Source organism: Halanaerobium polyolivorans (assembly GCF_020711195.1).
GTDB classification, from domain to species: domain Bacteria; phylum Bacillota; class Halanaerobiia; order Halanaerobiales; family Halanaerobiaceae; genus Halanaerobium; species Halanaerobium polyolivorans.
On sequence record NZ_JAJFAT010000001.1, the window covers coordinates 187,363 to 206,253 of the forward strand.

The following is an 18,891-nucleotide window of genomic DNA, read 5'->3' on the forward strand; positions in this document are numbered from 1 at the left end:
CTCAAATATAATGATTTAAGAGGAGTGATCGGATTGAATTTTACCCGTTTTTTTAATTTATTTACTTTAGGTGGACCAATGACATTACCACTATTAATTGCTTCGGTGTTTAGTTTAGCTGTAATCATAGAAAAAACAATTTTCTTTGCTAGAAATAAGGATAATAATTTTAGATTAATTAAAAGAATAGAAATACTTGTTGAAGAAGGCGATATTTTAAGTGCTTTAAATGAGTTAAAAGGCAAAAAAAGTACCAATGCAAAATTGATTTCAACGGCTCTAGCTCATAATAGTGAAGACCCTGCTCGCTTAAGAGAAGTACTGCAAGCAGTTGGTGAAGATGAGATCAAAAAAATGGAAAAACATTTGCCAATACTTGATGTAGTAGCAATGATTTCTCCCCTTTTAGGACTTTTAGGTACAGTAATTGGAATTATTAGCAGTTTTAATATCTTGGGTACAGCTGCTGGGGCAGCAAATCCAGCTCAAATTAGTTCTGGTATAGCTGCTGCTCTAATCAGTACTGCTTTAGGTTTGATTATTGCCATCCCTACTGCTATCTTTTATTCGTATTTTTCTCATATGGTAGAAAGGAAAGCTCATAATATGAATTTAAGTATGGTAGAGATTATTGATGTTGTTTCCAATAATCGAGGTGAAGAAAATGTTCAAAAGTACTCTTAAAAAGAAAAGTTCAATAAATATTATACCAATGGTAGATGTAATATTTTTCTTGCTTGTCTTTTTCATGCTTTTTACTACTTTTAGAACTAATCCTCAGGGAATTGAGATGCAGCTTCCGACTGCGGTAACTGCAACAGACCAGAGTGAGACAAATTTCATAGTTGAAATTGATGCTGATGGTTCCTATTATTTTGAAGGTGAATCATTAGCTTTAAGTCAGATTATCTCTGAAGCAGAAGTTAGAAATGAAGATAATGAAGGTCAATTGACAATAATAATTAGTGCAGATAAAGAAACTAGATATGACAATGTGGTTTCATTAATAGATCAAATGAGGAATGCTGGAATATATAGACTTGCACTAGCAGCAGAAAAAGATGGCAGTTAACAGGATGGTGAATTTATGCCAAATAATAATGATCAAAATAAATTACTTAAATATATAGTGCTTTCCCTTATCTTTCATTTGCTGATTATTTATATTATTCCAATTGGCTTTATGCATGGTAGTGCTCAAAGTGATGGAGAATTAAATGATTATAGATATATTCAAATGATAGATTATCAACCATCTCTAATTGATGAGGCTCCAGTAGAGCCTGAGGCAGAAGTGGAAGTGGAAGAGGAAAACGAAGAAATAGTGGAAGAAGAACTTGCTGAGGTAGATGAGCCTGTTGAGGAAGAAATTGAAGAAGTTGAAGAGGAAATCATTGAAACTGATGAAGCTATTGAGGAAGATGTTAGTGAAGAAGAATTTATTGAAGAAGATATTGAAATTGCAGAGGAAGAAGTTTTGCCAGAAGATCCCTCTGAAGAAATAGCAGATGCAGCTATAGATGAAATAATTGATGAAGATGTTAGTGAAGAAGTAGAAGAGATTATAACAGCTGAAGAAAGTGAAATGGAAATTGAAGTTGAAGAAGAAACTGCTACAGATACTGAAAGAGAAACTGAAGAACAAAGCCAGACTCAAGAGGAAAGTGAAGCACAGGAGGAAAGTGAAGCACAGGAGGAAAGTGAAGCTGCTGAAGAAGCTGTAGTTGAGGAAGAACCACCACCTCCACCAAGTTCAGGGGATTTAATTAACTTGATAGTAGCCCCTACTTTTCCAAAAGACCTAGTAGGAAGCAGATCTGAAGGTATAGTTCAATTAAGTGCTGAAATTTCTAGACAGGGTGAAGTTAGAGCCGTCGATATAATTGAATCATCTGGTTATGAATCTATGGATAGAGTTGCTGCAATAACGATCGAAAGAGGCTGGACATTTAAAGAATACCAGCAAGCTTATAAAATCCCTGTTTCAGTAGAGTATTATATTGATGATTCAGATAATCCTCAGGTCGAGGTTGAACTTGGAGAAATACAATTTATTTCAGGAGGTGAGTAAAAAATAATATGAAAAAATACAAAAAGATATTGATTTTTATAACTGTGATTACAATGATTTTTATGATAAATATTAATATAAGTGCAGAAAATGATACTTTTAGTGCTGTTGATGAACATAATAATCTGCGTTTTGGTAATGAATATATTGTCATTGTAGTCAATCAAAATGAAAATGCAATGGGGAGATTTGCTGTAGAAACTACAGGTGGTGCACCATTAAGAGAAGATGATATGAATAAACCTTTAATTTATGGTAGGCCAACTCCCTGGACTTCTTATACAACTCTATGGTTAAATGGTGAAAAATATGTTTTTGGTGGACAAACCGAAAGAAGAGCTGGTAAAGATGCTAAATATGGTGAAGTTATTCAAGAACCAACTTTAGAAAATGGACAAATCATTACCAAAACTCAATTTGATAATATTGTTGTTGAACAGATATTATCAATTGTTAGAAGTTCGACCACTGGTTTAGCAGATACTGCCCAGATTAAATATAGAATTATCAATGAAGGTGATGAAAGAGAAAAGGTAGGTTTACGTTTGATGATTGATACTATGTTAGGTGAAAATGATGGAGCCCCTTTTAGACTTGGGGAAGATACCATTTCAACAGATACTTTATATTATGACAAACAGCTGGAAACTTTTTGGCAGGCTTTTGATAGTATATCTAATCCTCAGGTTACTTCACAGGGAACACTAATTGGTCCAGATGTCACAACTCCTGACCGAGTCTATTTTTCAGATTGGGGAAGTCTAGCAGATGGTGTTTGGGATTTTGATTTTAATCCTGGTGAAGAATTTATCCGCAGAGGAGAATTTGAAATAGATAGTGCAATGGCAATGTATTGGGTTCCTGATACACTTGAAGCTGGTGAAAGTAAAACTATTATTAGTAATTATGGATTGGGAGGAATTACTATAGTACCAGGTATTTTGTCCCTGGGTGTAACATCTCCTGCAGAAGTTACTTTTAATGAAAATAATAGAAGTTTCCCTGTTGTAGCCTATCTTGAAAATACATCTGATATTGAAGCTAAAAATGTAAGAGCTGAGCTTGAGCTACCAGATAATTTCGAGGCTGATAATATTGACAGAGAAATAGGTGATCTGGATGCTGGTGGTATTAGTCAGATAAATTGGAATGTAAGACCAAAAGATTATGGAGATATACCTGAAGATATGACCTATAGGGTTATTGTTGAAGCTGATAATACTGATTCCAATGAAGTGGAGAGAAAAGTAGATTTTTTAGGTCCTCCTATTTTAGAGGCAGATATAAGTTTGATGGAAGAGGTTGAAGCAATAGATGGCAAATTAGAACCAAATCCATTTAAGTTACAGGCTAATATCAGCAATGTTGGTGAAACTGCACTTTATGGAGTAGAAGCTGAACTTATTTTAGCTCCTGGTCTTGATGCAGCTGCTAGTGAAAGATTAACTAAACATTTAGGTATCTTAGATTCAAATGAAAGACTAAATGTTAACTGGTTGATTCAAGCATTAAGAGTTGATGGTAAATTACCCTTTGCAGTCAAGGTAAGTGGAATTAATGATTATGAAAAAACAATTGTTGAAGAAATAGAATTACCCGAACTTAGTCCACTTGTTTATTTAAGAGAAACCCCGGGTCAGCGTGATCAAAATTATCTCTCTGTAGATATTGTTGCTGCTAATATTGGTGAAGCTGAAATTATGGATTTTGATTTTGTTTTTGACAATGATAAACTGCTTTTAAGCCATGTTTCAAGGGGCGATTTCTTTATCGGAGATAATAATTTACTTCCTTTTAATCGACCAGAAAGAATAGAAAGTGGAAAATTAAGATTTGAACAAGAATTACCTTATGATCATTTTAATGGAGTGATTGCTACAGTCCACTTTAGAAAACGGGCTGATAGTTATGGTAATATTGAAATTGAGAATTTATCATTAATAAATGCTGATAATAACGAAATAGAAATTAAGTTGAGAAATATCATTAAGGAGGAAGAATAAATATGAAAATAAAAAATATAATTATTTTGGCTTTAATCTTAACTTTTATCGTTAGTTTTGGAGCAGCTGCTCAAGAGTTCGAAGATGTTCCAAGAGATCACTGGGCTTATGATAGTGTTCAAACTCTTGCTGAAAGAGGTTATTTGAGCCTATATGCTGGAGAAGATTTTGATGGAGATGAAAGTGTTACAAGATATGAGTTAGCTGAAATAATTGCTAATATCTTAGATAATATGATTGCAGGTGGAGGAGAGCTTACTGAAGAGGATGTTGATATTATTAGAGAGCTTTCACTTGAATTTAGAGATGAATTAGTTTCGGTTGCTCAAAACCAGAGAGAATTTGAAGATAGAATTAAAGAAGTAGAAGATCAAGCAAAAATCCAAGATGAAGATATTTCAGATGTAAACATAAGAGTATCTGAGCTGCAGGAAGAACTTTCTATTTTGTCAAATCAAATTGATACTTTAGCTAGTTTAGAAGATCAGCTTGAAGATGATGAAACTCTGGGTGATATTCAAGAAAGACAGAGAATGAGTTTATCAAGGCTTGATGATTTAGAAAGTCGAGTGGCTCAACTTGAAACTGGAGTAGATCCTGATGATGCAGATTTAAGAGGAAGAGCTGGACTAGATTCAATTAACACAGGTTATATTATTGGAGGTCTTGCTTTGTTGGCCCTAATTTTATAAATATACTAATATAAAATAGGATTTTGAAAAGGAGAAGATATAATGCAGAATATATCCTTTAAAAAAATTATTATTGCTTTAAGTTTAATTTTAATAATTAATAGTATATTTATTCCTGTTCTTTATCCGGTAAATAGGGTTAGAGCTTCCAGTTCAATTGATAGAGAAGATCTTTATACCGGTCTTGGTTTAGTTTTCTTGCTAGTTGTTTTTGGTGGCAGTAGAGATAGAAATACTTCTAGTTCAGACTTTAATATTAATAGAGATGATATTGAAAGCAGAGGAAGTTTTGATGAAGAAGAAGTACATGTTTTAGCAAGTATCATCCATGCTGAAGCCAGGGGTGAAAGCTATAAAGGAAAAGTTGCGGTTGGTGCCGTTGTTTTAAACAGAGTTTATGATCCTGCTTTTCCTGATACTATCAAAGAAGTAGTATATCAATCTGGTCAATTTACACCTGTTGAAAACGATATGATAAACATGGCCCCAAATGATGAATCAATTAAAGCAGCTTATGAAGCAATAGAAGGTAATGATCCCAGTCAGGGTAGTCTTTATTTTTATAATCCTGATAAATCAATTAATCCTAGCTTTTTTGCTCAACGAGAAAAAGTCATAAGAATAGGAAATCATGTGTTTTTAAGATAAAATAATTCTAATTAAAAAAGCTCCCTTTAAACTTGAATTTGATCTAAGTTTAAAAGGGAGCTTTTTTATCAATATTAATCATCTGCAATGAGGATCTTTTTTACTCTTGCGATTTTTTCAAAACTAATATTTTGGGTTATTTGATACATATTACCACCAGGAGATGTTTCTGGTATTTTATCTACTTCCACTATATACATTTCGCCATTTTTGGCAGCAATTAATATTTTTTCATTATCCTTACAAAAAGCAGCCCCTGCTAATTTATAATTTTGATTAGAGAATATTCTTTGGCCTTTACCATTTCTTTTTTGAAGTCTAAATTGGCTTAATTTAATTTTATTAGCTCTTCCTCTTTCTGTGACTGAAACCAAATATTTATTTCTATCATAAATTGAAAAGGCAGTTGCTTTATCATTTTTGGCAAGTTTTATTGCTTTGCTTCCCATTGTATTACGACCGGTGCTGGAAAAACTTTCTCCTTTAAATCGAATTGCATAACCATTTTGAGAAACAACAATTATTTGATCTTTCTCTTTAGCTTTTTCTACATTGATTAATTTATCATTATCAAGTTTAATTGCTCTAATATGGCTGTAATTAGTTTGATATTCTTTGGCTGCTGTTCTTTTGATTTGACCGGATTCAGTCAGAAAAACATAAAAATGATTTTCTTTCTTTTTAGAAAGTATATTTAAAGAAATTATATTTTCTTCGATTGGTAGCTGTATATATTTAGATAAATTATCACCTGTAGACAAACCATGGTGTTCTTCAAGCTCATGAACTTGAAGGTTATATACTTCACCATGATCACTGAAGAAAAGAAGTTGATCAAGAGAAGAACCTTTAACAGTTGATATTAAATAATCATTTTTTGCAGCTCTTAAATTAGAATATTCTTCATTTCTTTTTATAATTCCTCTATAGGAGAGAGAAACAACCGCTTCTTTTTTCTTGATTAAATCTTGTTTGTTAATTTCTGCTTTTTTATCATCTTTGATAATATTGCTTCTTCTTTTATCTGCAAATTTAGCTTTCATTTCTTTTAATTCAGCTTTTAAATATGCTTTTAAAACTTCTTCTTCTCTTAAGATCTTTTTGTATTCTTTGATTTTTGCTGCTAATTCTAATTTTTCAGCTTCTAATTTTTCTATTTCCATCCCAACTAATCTCTGCAGCTGCATTTGTAGTATTGACTGAGCTTGCTCTTCACTAATATTTAATTTTTTAACAAGCTTAGCTTTTGCTTCGCTTTTTTCTTTAGAGTTTCTAATGATCTGAATAACTAAATCAAGCTTATTTATTGCAGTTTTCAAACCTTCTAAAATATGAAAACGTGTTTCAGATTTATTTAAATTATATTTAGTATGGTTTTTAATAACCTCTTTACGAAAATCTATAAAATGCTCTAAGATTTCTATTAAACCCATTACTTTAGGTTTTTTATTGTCTAAGGCTAAAAGATTAATTCTAAAGCTGCTCTGCATTGATGTATACTTATAGAGCCGATTTAAAGTTAATTCTGGGTCAGCCCCGCTTTTAAGTTGGATTAATATTCTAATTCCATCTTTGTCTGATTCATCCCTTAGGTCAGAAACAGAAGTTAATTTAGATTTATTAACCAGATTAGCAATTTCCTCAATTAATTTTGACTTATTTAATTGATAGGGAATTTCTGTAATAATTATATTTTTATGTCTTCCTTCTTTTTCAATTTTGCTTTTGGCTCTTAAAATAATTTTTCCTTTACCACTTTCATAAGCACTCTTTATCCCTTCATTACCCACAATACTAGCTCCGGTCGGAAAATCGGGGCCTGGAAGATGATTTTTAATAATTGTCTCTAAACGAGCATTAGGATATTCAAGCAAATGTAATACAGCATCTATAACCTCAGCTAAGTTATGAGGTGGAATAGAGGTGCTCATTCCGACTGCAATCCCACTTGAGCCATTAACTAAAAGGTTGGGTATTTTAGCCGGTAAAACCTCTGGTTCTTGAAGAGTACCGTCAAAATTATCTCTGAATTTAACTGTTTCTTCATCAATATTTTCTAAAAGTGATTCTGCCACTTCGGTTAACTTTGTTTCAGTATAACGCATTGCTGCAGCACTATCACCATCAATAGAACCAAAATTACCATGACCATCTATTAACTGGTAGCGCTGATTAAAGTCCTGGGCCATCCGAACAAGAGCATCATAAACAGCAGAATCTCCATGAGGGTGAAACTTACCAAGAACCTCCCCAACAAGTCGGGCAGATTTTTTATGGGCCTTATTATGTAATAACCCCAATTCTCTTGCTGCATATAAAATTCTTCTATGGACAGGCTTTAAACCATCTCTAACATCTGGAAGTGCTCTTCCAATAATAACACTTAAAGAATAGTTTAAATAAGCATCTTTCATTTTATCTTCAATTGCAATTGGATAAATTTCTTCACTCATCTTTAATCTCCTCTCAACAAATTAATTTCATAATAAGCTTCTTACTGCTAATATATAATATCATTTTATGAATGGCTTATGCAAATCATTTTGTTTTTTAACTAGCATTATATTTAACTCTTTGTTATAATAAGGAAATGAAGGATGGTGACAAATGATGGAAACACTTTTTGATAAAAGAGATTATAATGCTGATCAAATTCAGGTTCTAAAAGGTCTTGAAGCTGTAAGGAAAAGACCGGGGATGTATATAGGTAGTACAGGCATAAAAGGACTCCACCACCTGGTTTGGGAAGTTGTAGATAATAGTATAGATGAATTTTTAGCAGGTTATGGTGATGAAATAAAAGTAACAATCCATGAAAATAATGAGATAACTGTTGAGGATTTCGGAAGAGGAATCCCGGCTGATATCCATAAAGATAGTGGTTTACCTGCTGTACAGGTTGTTTTAACAACCCTCCATGCAGGTGGTAAATTTAATAATAATAGTTATAAAGTTTCCGGTGGTTTACATGGTGTAGGTGTTTCAGTTGTAAATGCACTTTCAGAAAAACTTGTTTTAACCACCCACTGGGAAGGAAAAAAATATAGACAGGAATTTAAAAAGGGAATTCCAACTAGCAAACTTAAAAAACTTGGCAAAACAGACCGTAGTGGGACAGTTATTAGATTTAAAGCAGATAGAGATATTTTTGCTGCAAGTGAGTATAAGTTTGAGAATCTTGCTCATAGATTACAAGAATCTGCCTATTTAAATAAAGACCTTAGTTTAATTTTAATTGATCAAAGAGGAGCAGAAGAAAAGAAAGAAGTTTTTCAATATGATGGAGGTATTAAAGCCTTTGTTGAATATTTAAATAGAGATAGAAATGTAATTAATGATGATATAATTTATTTTGAATCCAAACCAGAAGATTTTGAAGTAGAAATGGCTATTCAATATAATGATGGCTATAATGAGAGAATTTATTCATATGCAAATAATATAAATACAGTTGATGGAGGTTATCACTTAACAGGTTTTAAAACTGCTTTAACTAGAGCAATTAATAACTTTGCTAAAAATAATAATCGTTTACCAGCAAAAATTTCTTCTTTAAGAGGTAAAGATGTTAGAGAAGGTATTACTGCTATTATAAATGTTAAATTACCAGAACCTCAATTTGAAGGACAAACCAAAACTAAACTTGGTAATAGTGAGTTAAGAAGTATAGTTGAGAGTGAAGTATATGAATATCTAAGCCTTTATTTTGATACCAATCCAGAACTGGCCAATAAAGTTATTGATAAAGCAGTACAGGCTGTTCGAGCTCGTAAAGCTTCAAAGAAAGCCAGAGAACTTACCAAAAGAAAGAGCGCCTTAAATTCAAATGCTCTACCTGGTAAATTGGCAGACTGCAGCAGCCAGAAAGCAGAAAAAAGTGAACTTTTTATAGTAGAGGGTGATTCTGCAGGTGGTTCTGCCAAACAGGGTAGAGACCGTAATTTTCAAGCTATTTTACCCCTTAAAGGTAAAATTTTAAATGTTGAAAGGGCACGGCTTGATAAAATACTCAATAATACCGAGATTGCTTCAATCATCACTGCTTTAGGAGCAGGAATTGGTGAAGATTTTCAACTTAAAAATCTACGCTATCACAAAATAATTATTATGACTGATGCTGATGTAGATGGTGCTCATATTGCAACTTTAATTTTAACTCTTTTTTATAGATATATGCCGGAATTAATAGAAGCAGGTTATATTTATCTGGCAAAACCACCCCTCTATAAAGTAAGTAGAAGAAATAAAACTAAATATCTATATAGTGATCAAGAGTTAGCAGAATATAAGAGAAAACATGATAATTTTTCTTTACAGCGCTATAAAGGATTAGGTGAGATGAATCCTAGACAGCTTTGGAATACAACCATGGATCCAGAAAACAGAGTTCTTATGCGGGTAGAAATTGATGATGACTTTGAAGCTGATGATATATTTACTCGGTTAATGGGATCTAATGCTGCCTTAAGAAAAGAATTTATTTTTAATAATGCTGAACTGGCTCAAGAAATAGATTTTTAAACTAAGATTATAATTGTATTAGAATTATATATATTTCTTGAAAATTTATATTTTAGGCTATATAATAACATGAGTAAATTTTAAATCGATCTGTTTTTATCTTTTTGAGGGAAGATCTGGCTAATTAAACATTAGCAAATCCAGTCAAAATAATTAAAACAGCTTGCATATTTTATTTCTTTTTACTAATTCTAGAAAAAAATTTTAAGATAAAGAAGTAAGTAAATAGTGTAAAATATGAAAAAACTATGGGGGTATTAAATTTATATGCTTAAAAATAAATTAAAAAAGAAATATCACGATATCTATTCAAAGCTATGTGTATTTATTAAAGAATCTGATATAACATCTTTAATGCTTTTAGCAGTATTTGTAGGAATTATTGGTGGTGTAGCAGCAGTTGTATTTCATCACTTAATTTCTATCATTAAAAATATATTTTTTGGAGTAGGTGCTGGAGTTGATTTTGTACCTGTAATAAGATCTTTACCAATCTACCATAGAATATTATCTCCAGTTATAGGTGGTTTAATTGTTGGACCATTAATTTACTTTTTTGTGCCAGAAGCTAAAGGACATGGAGTGCCGGAAGTTATGGAAGCAGCGGCATTACACCATGGAAAAATCAGAGCAAGAGTAGCTCCATTTAAGGCATTTATTTCTGCGATTACCATTGGCTCTGGAGGTTCAGCTGGGCGTGAAGGACCAATTGTTCAAATAGGCGCTGGTTTTGGTTCTGCTTTAGGTCAATATTTTAAATTAGATGGTGATAGTATAGAAATACTACTTGCCTCGGGTGCAGCTGCTGGTATTTCAGGTACCTTTAATGCTCCCCTTGCTGGAGTAATTTTTAGTTTGGAAGTAATAATGAAAAATATTAAATTAAAAAACTTTTCTCCAGTAGTAATAGCTTCAGTGACAGGTAATGCAGTAGCTAATCTCTTTTTTGGACCAAGACAAGCAATATTTACTATACCTACTCATAATTTTGTAAGTAACTGGGAATTTTTATTTTATATAGGCCTAGGTCTATTTGCAGCTTTAGTTGCATTAGCATATGAAAATTCTCTTTATGGAATGGAACATTTATTTGAAAAATTTAAATTTCCACCATATTTAAAACCCGCACTTGGGGGTTTGTTAATTGCATTATTAGCTCTTAGAATTCCAGAAATTCATTCAACAGGTTACCCAATTATGGATCAGGCTTTAAACGGAATGCTTCCTCTTTATTTAACATTAACATTTATGATAGCTAAAATACTAGCAACAGACTTTACTTTAGGAAGTGGGGCATCTGGTGGTATTTTTGCACCTTCTCTTTTTATAGGTGCTATGGCAGGAAGTACATATGGTTCAATTATAAATAACTTCTTCCCGAATATAACTGCCGGTCCAGGTTCTTATGCAATTATTGGGATGGGAGCTGTTTTTTCCGGAGCTGCACATGCTCCTTTAACATCAATTGTAATTCTTTTTGAAATGACAAGAGATTATAAAATATTTTTGCCGATGATGTTAGCTTGTATAATTAGTTCTATTGCAACAGGAAAAGTTCAAAAGAAAAACATCTATACAACCAAGCTTTTAAATAGAGGGATAGATTTAAGTGTAATTGATGAAGCAAACTTAATCAAAAATATTAAAGTAAAAGAAGTGATGAGTGAAAATCCTTTAACCCTTTATAATACAAACACAGTAGCAGATGCTAAAAAATTGTTTCAGGGAACTTTTGTTTCGTATGTTCCTGTTTTAAAACAGCAATCAGGTGATTATATAGGTATGATGAGTTATCGTAATCTAATGAATTATATTGAAAAAAACAAAGATAATGAAGAGTTAAATGATATGCAAATTGAAAACCTTGTGTTTCCTACATCAACCAAAATTTGTACTGAAGACAGTATAATTAAAGCACTCGAAATTATAAGCAATACAAAAACCAAAACCCTTCCAGTCTTTTCTAAAGAAAATATGAAATTGGTTGGAGTTATTAGTAGAAGTGATATATTAGATGCATACCACGAAAAAATCACCCAGGGTGATAAAGAAAATTTATTCACTCTTTCTGATAAAGAAACATTAAAGGTCGAAAATTTACTTAATTTTGCTATTGATAGTGTTTCTAAAACAGCTGAAGCTAAAAATATAACTATTGATAGAGAAATAGAAGATAATCTACCTGAAATAATAGTCAATAGTAATAAAATACTTTGGGTTTTAAATTCTCTACTCAGCAACTCTATTAAATACACTATAAATGGTGGAGTTATTAAAATTAAAGTTTTTACTAAAGATGAAAAAGTCTTAATTTATATAAAAGATGAAGGTCGTGGAATTCCAGAAGATGTACAATTAGAAATATTTAATAAATATTCTTCAATGATAACAAGAGATAATATCCATGGTGAAGATTTACCATTATCAAGTAGTAAAGAAATCATTTCACTTCATAATGGTGATTTATGGGTTGACAAAAGTGATAAAACAGGTACTACTTTTGTTTTAAGTTTAGATGCTCATTTTGATGAGAATGAATAATCTTTTATCACTTAGCTAGACTTGACATATTTAGTATTTCTGTTTTATAATTAGATAAATAATCTTATAAAAGGAGAAAGGAGAATTTAAATCATGCAGAAATACCAATGTACAGTATGTATGTATATCTATGATCCTGAAGAAGGAGATCCTGTAGGTGGAATTGAAGCAGGAACCTCTTTTGAAGATTTACCTGATGATTGGGTTTGTCCAGAATGTGGTGTAGGAAAAGATATGTTCGAACCATATGATGGCTAAAGTAATTATATTAGAATATTTTTTTAAAGCTGGGGTTTATCCCCAGTTTTTATTTTACTTTTATTAATAGATATAGTATAATAACTTCGATAATGATGTGGGAGAGAATAAAATGAAATTACCTAAGAAAAATCTCAGTCCAGCTCAATATTTAGTTAGCGGCTATTTTGTGGTTATTTTACTCGGGTCTATAATGCTGATGCTGCCCATTGCTACAACAGATGGTCAGGGTTTGAATATTATTGATGCAGTCTTTACTGCCACTTCAGCAACCTGTGTCACAGGATTAATTGTTGTTAACACAAAAGAAGCTTTTACCATGTTTGGCTCAACAGTTATTATGCTGATGATCCAAATTGGAGGGCTTGGAATTATGTCTATGTCCACCCTATTTGCTTTTATTATAGGTAAAAAAATTAGTTTAAAAGAAAGACTGATAATCCAGGAAGATCTAAATCAGTATCAAATATCTGGTATGGTTAGGTTGGTTCAATACCTACTTGGCTTCACCTTTGCCATTGAAGGTATTGGGGCCTCTATTTTATTTCTCCGTTTAAGCCAGGATCATGATTTTTTTAGAGCGGTATATTTATCCATTTTCCATGCTGTTTCTGCTTTTAATAATGCCGGTTTTGATCTATTTGGTAATAGTTTAGAAGGATTTACTGGAGATATCACAATTAACTTTGTAATTATGGCATTAATTATCTTAGGTGGAATAGGTTTTGGGGTAATGCTTGAAGTCTATAATAGAGTAAAATTTAAAAAAGCAACTTTACAAACTAAAATAGTTATAGCTATGACAGCAGCTTTACTTGTTTTTGGTTTTATAGTATTTTTTGCTTTAGAATATAATCACACCATGGAAGGTCTGCCATTTTTAGATAAAGTTCTTTCAGCAATGTTTTTGTCTGTTACCCCTAGAACTGCAGGATTTAACACCCTGCCTACAGGAGCTTTAAGACAGTCTTCTTTATTTCTAATAATTTTCTTAATGTTTGTTGGTGCTTCACCTGGCTCAACAGGTGGGGGGATTAAAACAACCACCTTTGGTGTGATGTTAATAACCTTGAAGAATACTATAGTTGGTAAAGAAGATATGGAAATTTATAATAGAAGACTTGAAACCCAGATAGTTTATAAGGCATTTACGATTACAATGCTGGCAGCTGCTCTGGTGATATTGATGACTACTTTAATCTTAATTATAGAAGATTTTCAATTTATAGATGTTTTATTTGAAACTGTATCTGCATTTGGTACGGTTGGGTTATCAACCGGTATAACAGGTAGCCTCTCAAATATAAGTCGAGTTTTAATTACCATTACTATGTTTGCAGGTAGGGTAGGTCCTTTAACATTGGCAGTAGCATTTGGAGACAAAGTTAGAAAAGGTATTTATCATTATCCAACAGAAAAAGTTATGGTTGGTTAACTTTTACAGGAGGTTTAGGCAATGAAACAATTTGTAGTAATTGGCTTAGGACGTTTTGGCTCAAGTGTAGCTACAACACTTGCAGAAAATGGTTATGATGTCCTGGCAATAGATAAAAATGCAGATAGAGTTCAAGCTCTGGCAGATCAGGTAACTCATGCAGTAGAAGCAGATGCGACTGATGAAGATGCATTAAAAACTTTAGGAGTTAGAAATTTTGATGTTGCTGTTGTTAGCATCGGTGATGATGTATCAGCTAATATTTTGTGTACTTTAATTTTAAAAGAATTAAATGTACCCTATGTAATTGTTAAAGCACCTGATAAATTACACGGCAAAGTCTTGACAAAAATTGGAGCAGATAGAGTTGTTTATCCGGAAAGAGATATGGGAGCTAGAATAGCCCATAATCTGATTTCTTCTAATGTTTTAGATTATATAGAATTTGCTCCTGATTATGGAGTAATAGAAATTATAGCGGCAGATAAAATGGTCGGTAAAACCTTAAAAGAATTAGAACTTAGATCTAGATTTAATGTAAATGTTATGGCCATAAAAAGAGGAGAAGACTTACATATTTCTCCTGGAGCTGATGATAAGGTTTTAGAAGGAGATAGGCTTGTTGTTATGGGTAAAAATGAAAGTCTTGATCAAATCAAAAATTATGGCAGTTAAAATAGTTGTATTACAGCAGGAGTGAAAAGATGAGTAAAAACAAAAAATATCATATAATAACATATGGTTGTCAGATGAATGAACATGACTCAGAAAAGCTGGCAGGTATGTTAGAAAGTTTAGGCTATAATAATACAGAGCAATTAGAAAATGCTGATATTATACTGCTTAACACATGTACTATTAGAGAGAACGCTGAACTTAAGGTATTTGGTAAATTAGGTCAGCTTAAAGAATATAAAAGAAAAAATCCTGATTTAATAATTGGGATTGGTGGTTGTATGATGCAGTTAGAAGAACCAGTTGAGGAGATTTATAAAAAATACCGTCATGTAGACCTCATATTTGGCACTCATAACATCCATCAGGTACCTGAGTTAATTCAAAAAATAGAAAAAAACCGCAAAAGAGTAGTTGAAGTTTGGGATCAAGAGGAAGGTTTAATCCCTGATTTGCCTTCACAGAGAGAATCTGAATATTCTGCCTGGATTTCAATAATCCAAGGTTGCAATAATTTCTGCACCTATTGTATAGTTCCTTATGTTAGAGGTAGAGAACGCAGTCGGCCTTTAGAAGCTATAGTAAATGAAGCAGAAAAATTAGCTGCTGAGGGGGTTAAAGAAATTACTCTTTTAGGACAGAATGTGAATTCTTATGGGAATGATTTAGAAGAAAAAATTGATTTTCCCTTACTTTTAGAAGAACTCAATAAAGTTGAAGCTTTAAAAAGAATTAGATTTATGACTTCTCATCCCCGAGATTTTTCTCATAAATTACTGATGGCGATTAAAAATTTAACTAAAGTAGCTGAACACATTCATCTTCCTATTCAGTCTGGAAGTAATAAAATTTTAAAAGAAATGAACAGAGGTTACTGCAGAGAATATTATATTAAAACTGTAAAAGAAATTCAAAACAAAGTACCAGAAGCTGCAATTTCAACCGATTTTATTGTTGGTTTTCCGGGAGAAAGTGATGAAGATTTTGAACAAACCTTAGACTTAGTCAAGGAATTAAGATTCGATATGGCTTACACTTTTATTTATTCTCCCCGCAGTGGAACTCCAGCTGCTAGAAGAGAAGATCAGATAGCAGAAGAAGTTAAAAAAGAACGTTTAAATAGATTAATGGAAATTCAAAATAAAATTAGCTATGAAAAAAACCAAAAATTAATCGGCAAAACTCAAAAAATACTTCTAACAGGTCCTAGCAATAGGGATCAAGAGGTTTATGAAGGTCGAACCAGAAGCAATAAAATATGTTTTATAGATAAAAGACCTGACTTAATAGGAGAAATAGTGAAAGTAAAAATAGATTCCGCAAAAAGCTGGACACTACAGGGGACTGTAGTTGAATAAATATTGCTAGACATTTAACCTGAGAGATTAATATTTTTATCTTTCAGGTTTTTGAATATTATCCATTTTGGAGGGATTAGTTTGGCTGAATTAACACCAATGATGCAGCAGTATTTTAATTTAAAAAGAAAACATCAAGATGCAATATTATTTTTCAGGTTGGGAGATTTTTATGAAATGTTTGGTGAGGATGCCAAAAAAGCTGCCAGATTATTAGATATTGCCCTTACTTCAAGGAACAAAGGCGGAGGAGAAAAAATTGAGATGGCAGGAGTTCCTGCTCATTCTGCAGCATCCTATATAGAAAAGATGATCAAAAAAGGGATTAAAGTAGCTATTTGTGAACAGCTTGAAGATCCTTCTGAAACAAGTGGTATTGTAGAAAGAGATGTTATCAGAGTTATAACACCTGGTACAGTAATCGAAAATGAAATTTTAGCTGATAATGAAAACAATTATCTTGCTGCAGCTTTCAAATATAAAAATAATTATGGTTTTGCTTATACTGATATCTCAACCGGAGAATTTTATTTAACTGAATTTTCTGCAGAAAGAGATGACAAACTATTTGACGAAATTAATAGAATTGCTCCTCAGGAACTTTTAACAGATCAAAGTACAGCTGAACTGGAAAAGATTAATCAACTTCAGGCTCAATATTCATTTAGTATCAATGAGGTGGAAAGCAGAGACTATAATTACTTAAAAAAAGAAATGCTAGACCATTTTAAAATTAATTCTTTAGAAGGCTTTGGCTGTGAAGATATGAAAACAGCAGTCTATGCAGCCGGAATGATTTTAGAATACTTAAAAGAAACCCAAAAAAGAACTGTTAAACAAATTACCACCTTAAATCCCTATTATTTAGAGGATTATATGGTTTTAGATGCTGCTACCAGACGCAATTTAGAATTGACTTCAACAATTAGGGATAATAAAAGCTCGGGATCACTGCTCTCAATTGTAGACCAGACTATTACCTCTATGGGTGGTAGAACCATAAAAAAGTGGATCAACCAACCTTTAATAAATCAGCAGGAAATAGTAAAGCGCCATGATTCTATAGCAGAATTACTGGACAACTTTATGATTTTAAATAAATGCAGAGATTTAATGGCTGATATCTATGATTTAGAGAGGATTATGAGCAAAATAACTTATCAATCAGCAAATGGCAGGGATTTGATCGCCTTAAGAAATTCATTAGCAAAATTACCAGGCTTAGAAGAGCTTATCGCTGATTTTAAGACAAAGCTATTTTCTGAACTAAAGGCTGATTTTGATTCTTTAGAGGATGTTTTTAAACTAATAGATGATTCTATAATTGAAGAACCACCAACTACAATTACTGAAGGTGGAGTTATTAAAGATAATTATGATCAAAAACTTGATAAACTCCGTAAACTTGTTAATGAAGGTAAAAACTGGATTAGTGCTTTGCAAAAAGAAGAAAGAGAAAAAACAGGCATAAATACTTTAAAAGTAGGTTTTAATAAAGTTTTCGGCTATTATTTAGAGGTAACTAATTCACATTTAGATAAAGTACCAGAGCGTTATGAACGCAAACAAACTTTAAGCAATAGTGAAAGATATATAATCCCTAAACTAAAAGAAAAAGAGGCAGAAGTTCTTGGAGCAGAAGAAAAGATTAATGATTTAGAATATCAAATCTTTGTTGAGATCAGAGATAGAATAGCTCAAGAAGTAAACAGAATAAATAAAACTGCTTCTTTAATTGCAGAAATAGATGTATTGATGTCATTTGCCTTTTTGGCAATAGAAAACAATTATAATAGACCAGAAATAAATAACGGTGAAGAAATAGTTATTAAAAATGGTCGACATCCAGTTGTAGAGAAGATGTTCAGTGAGCAATTTGTTGCCAATGACTGTTACTTAGATCAGAGTGAACAGCGTTTTATTATAATAACTGGTCCTAATATGTCCGGTAAATCAACTTATATGAGGCAGGTAGCTCTAATTGTTTTACTGGCTCAGGTAGGTTCATTTGTCCCCGCTGAAAAGGCTGAAATAGGACTAACTGATCGTATCTTCACCAGAGTTGGAGCTAGTGATGATCTTACTACAGGCCAGAGTACTTTTATGGTAGAAATGAATGAAGTTGCAAATATTGTCAACAATAGTACTGATAGAAGTTTAATAATATTAGATGAGGTTGGTAGAGGTACCAGCACATATGATGGAGTTAGTATTGCCTGGGCTGTAAGTGAATATTTAAATAACCCTGAAAGGATTGGAGCAAGAACACTTTTCGCAACTCACTATCATGAACTGACAAGACTTGAGGATGAATATCAGGGAATCAAAAATTATAATGTATTGGTTAAAGAAGATAGTGATGGGGTACACTTTTTACACCGTATTGGTGAAGGTAGAGCTGATGATAGTTATGGTATTGAAGTTGCCCGTTTGGCAGGGCTGCCAGAGGAAATAATTATTAGTGCCCAAAAAATACTGAGCCGCTTAGAAGAAAATAATAAAATGCCGCTGCGGAAAAGAGAGAAATCTCTTCAAGATGGCAAACATCAGCAATTAGCTTTATTTAAAGATAAGGAAAACCCTATTTTAAAAAAATTAGATGAAAAAGATATTATGGATATGACTCCTTTGGATGCAATGAACTTTTTATATAAACTTAAACAGGACCTAAAAAAAGAGGAGAATTAAT

General features: G+C 32.3%; 14 protein-coding genes. 13 read left to right on the top strand and 1 reads right to left on the bottom strand.

Annotated features, from left to right (window positions below; translation table 11 throughout):
- The first annotated feature begins 24 nt into the window (after positions 1-24).
- The 6 genes from LJ207_RS00980 to LJ207_RS01005 are packed head-to-tail and all read left to right on the top strand — an operon-like array spanning position 25 to position 5,414.
- Positions 25-684, top strand: a complete 660-nt coding sequence (locus LJ207_RS00980; RefSeq protein WP_229343208.1) for a MotA/TolQ/ExbB proton channel family protein — start codon at positions 25-27, stop codon at positions 682-684.
- Positions 665-1,072, top strand: coding sequence for an ExbD/TolR family protein (locus tag LJ207_RS00985; protein WP_229343210.1), 408 nt, complete (start codon positions 665-667; stop codon positions 1,070-1,072). Before LJ207_RS00980 ends, LJ207_RS00985 begins: the two co-directional genes overlap by 20 nt.
- A 15-nt stretch (positions 1,073-1,087) precedes the next feature.
- Complete coding sequence (locus tag LJ207_RS00990) at positions 1,088-2,071, top strand: energy transducer TonB (RefSeq protein ID WP_229343212.1); 984 nt, start codon at positions 1,088-1,090, stop codon at positions 2,069-2,071.
- Between the two features lie 8 nt (positions 2,072-2,079).
- Positions 2,080-4,074, top strand: a complete 1,995-nt coding sequence (locus LJ207_RS00995; protein WP_229343214.1) for a COG1470 family protein — start codon at positions 2,080-2,082, stop codon at positions 4,072-4,074.
- 2 nt (positions 4,075-4,076) lie between these two features.
- Positions 4,077-4,766: an S-layer homology domain-containing protein gene (locus LJ207_RS01000; protein ID WP_229343216.1), complete on the top strand. Its 690-nt coding sequence runs from the start codon at positions 4,077-4,079 to the stop codon at positions 4,764-4,766.
- Positions 4,767-4,808: 42 nt separating this feature from the next.
- Positions 4,809-5,414, top strand: coding sequence for a cell wall hydrolase (locus tag LJ207_RS01005; protein WP_229343219.1), 606 nt, complete (start codon positions 4,809-4,811; stop codon positions 5,412-5,414).
- A gap of 74 nt (positions 5,415-5,488) precedes the next feature.
- On the opposite strand, the gene gyrA is transcribed toward LJ207_RS01005, so the two are convergent.
- Positions 5,489-7,867, bottom strand: coding sequence for a DNA gyrase subunit A (gene gyrA, locus LJ207_RS01010; protein ID WP_229343221.1), 2,379 nt, complete (start codon positions 7,865-7,867; stop codon positions 5,489-5,491).
- A gap of 157 nt (positions 7,868-8,024) precedes the next feature.
- Between gyrA and gyrB the strand changes: the two genes are divergently transcribed.
- The 7 genes from gyrB (at position 8,025) to mutS (ending at position 18,890) form a co-directional block, all read left to right on the top strand.
- On the top strand, positions 8,025-9,935 hold the full coding sequence (gene gyrB, locus LJ207_RS01015) for a DNA topoisomerase (ATP-hydrolyzing) subunit B (protein WP_229343459.1): 1,911 nt from the start codon (positions 8,025-8,027) through the stop codon (positions 9,933-9,935).
- Positions 9,936-10,202: 267 nt separating this feature from the next.
- Positions 10,203-12,476: a chloride channel protein gene (locus LJ207_RS01020; RefSeq protein ID WP_229343223.1), complete on the top strand. Its 2,274-nt coding sequence runs from the start codon at positions 10,203-10,205 to the stop codon at positions 12,474-12,476.
- Positions 12,477-12,569: 93 nt separating this feature from the next.
- Positions 12,570-12,734 (top strand): rubredoxin, encoded by a 165-nt coding sequence (gene rd / locus LJ207_RS01025; RefSeq protein WP_013405768.1) that lies wholly within the window; start codon positions 12,570-12,572, stop codon positions 12,732-12,734.
- Positions 12,735-12,846: 112 nt separating this feature from the next.
- A complete protein-coding gene (locus tag LJ207_RS01030) occupies positions 12,847-14,169 on the top strand; it encodes a TrkH family potassium uptake protein (RefSeq protein WP_229343225.1) in 1,323 nt (440 codons plus the stop codon).
- A 21-nt stretch (positions 14,170-14,190) separates the two neighbouring features.
- Entirely contained in the window at positions 14,191-14,844 is a 654-nt protein-coding gene (locus LJ207_RS01035; protein ID WP_229343227.1) for a potassium channel family protein, read from the top strand.
- A 29-nt stretch (positions 14,845-14,873) separates the two neighbouring features.
- A complete protein-coding gene (gene miaB / locus LJ207_RS01040; protein ID WP_229343229.1) occupies positions 14,874-16,202 on the top strand; it encodes a tRNA (N6-isopentenyl adenosine(37)-C2)-methylthiotransferase MiaB in 1,329 nt (442 codons plus the stop codon).
- A gap of 81 nt (positions 16,203-16,283) precedes the next feature.
- Complete coding sequence (mutS, locus tag LJ207_RS01045) at positions 16,284-18,890, top strand: DNA mismatch repair protein MutS (RefSeq protein ID WP_229343231.1); 2,607 nt, start codon at positions 16,284-16,286, stop codon at positions 18,888-18,890.
- Position 18,891: the final 1 nt, after the last annotated feature.

Coding starts and splice junctions, on each gene's coding strand:
- LJ207_RS00995 (WP_229343214.1), top strand. CDS start 2,080: ATGAAAAAATACAAAAAGATATTGATTTTTATAACTGTGATTACAATG.
- LJ207_RS01035 (WP_229343227.1), top strand. CDS start 14,191: ATGAAACAATTTGTAGTAATTGGCTTAGGACGTTTTGGCTCAAGTGTA.
- LJ207_RS00985 (WP_229343210.1), top strand. CDS start 665: ATGTTCAAAAGTACTCTTAAAAAGAAAAGTTCAATAAATATTATACCA.
- gyrA (WP_229343221.1), bottom strand. CDS start 7,867: ATGAGTGAAGAAATTTATCCAATTGCAATTGAAGATAAAATGAAAGAT.
- LJ207_RS01005 (WP_229343219.1), top strand. CDS start 4,809: ATGCAGAATATATCCTTTAAAAAAATTATTATTGCTTTAAGTTTAATT.
- LJ207_RS01000 (WP_229343216.1), top strand. CDS start 4,077: ATGAAAATAAAAAATATAATTATTTTGGCTTTAATCTTAACTTTTATC.
- LJ207_RS01020 (WP_229343223.1), top strand. CDS start 10,203: ATGCTTAAAAATAAATTAAAAAAGAAATATCACGATATCTATTCAAAG.
- miaB (WP_229343229.1), top strand. CDS start 14,874: ATGAGTAAAAACAAAAAATATCATATAATAACATATGGTTGTCAGATG.
- gyrB (WP_229343459.1), top strand. CDS start 8,025: ATGGAAACACTTTTTGATAAAAGAGATTATAATGCTGATCAAATTCAG.
- LJ207_RS00990 (WP_229343212.1), top strand. CDS start 1,088: ATGCCAAATAATAATGATCAAAATAAATTACTTAAATATATAGTGCTT.
- LJ207_RS01030 (WP_229343225.1), top strand. CDS start 12,847: ATGAAATTACCTAAGAAAAATCTCAGTCCAGCTCAATATTTAGTTAGC.
- rd (WP_013405768.1), top strand. CDS start 12,570: ATGCAGAAATACCAATGTACAGTATGTATGTATATCTATGATCCTGAA.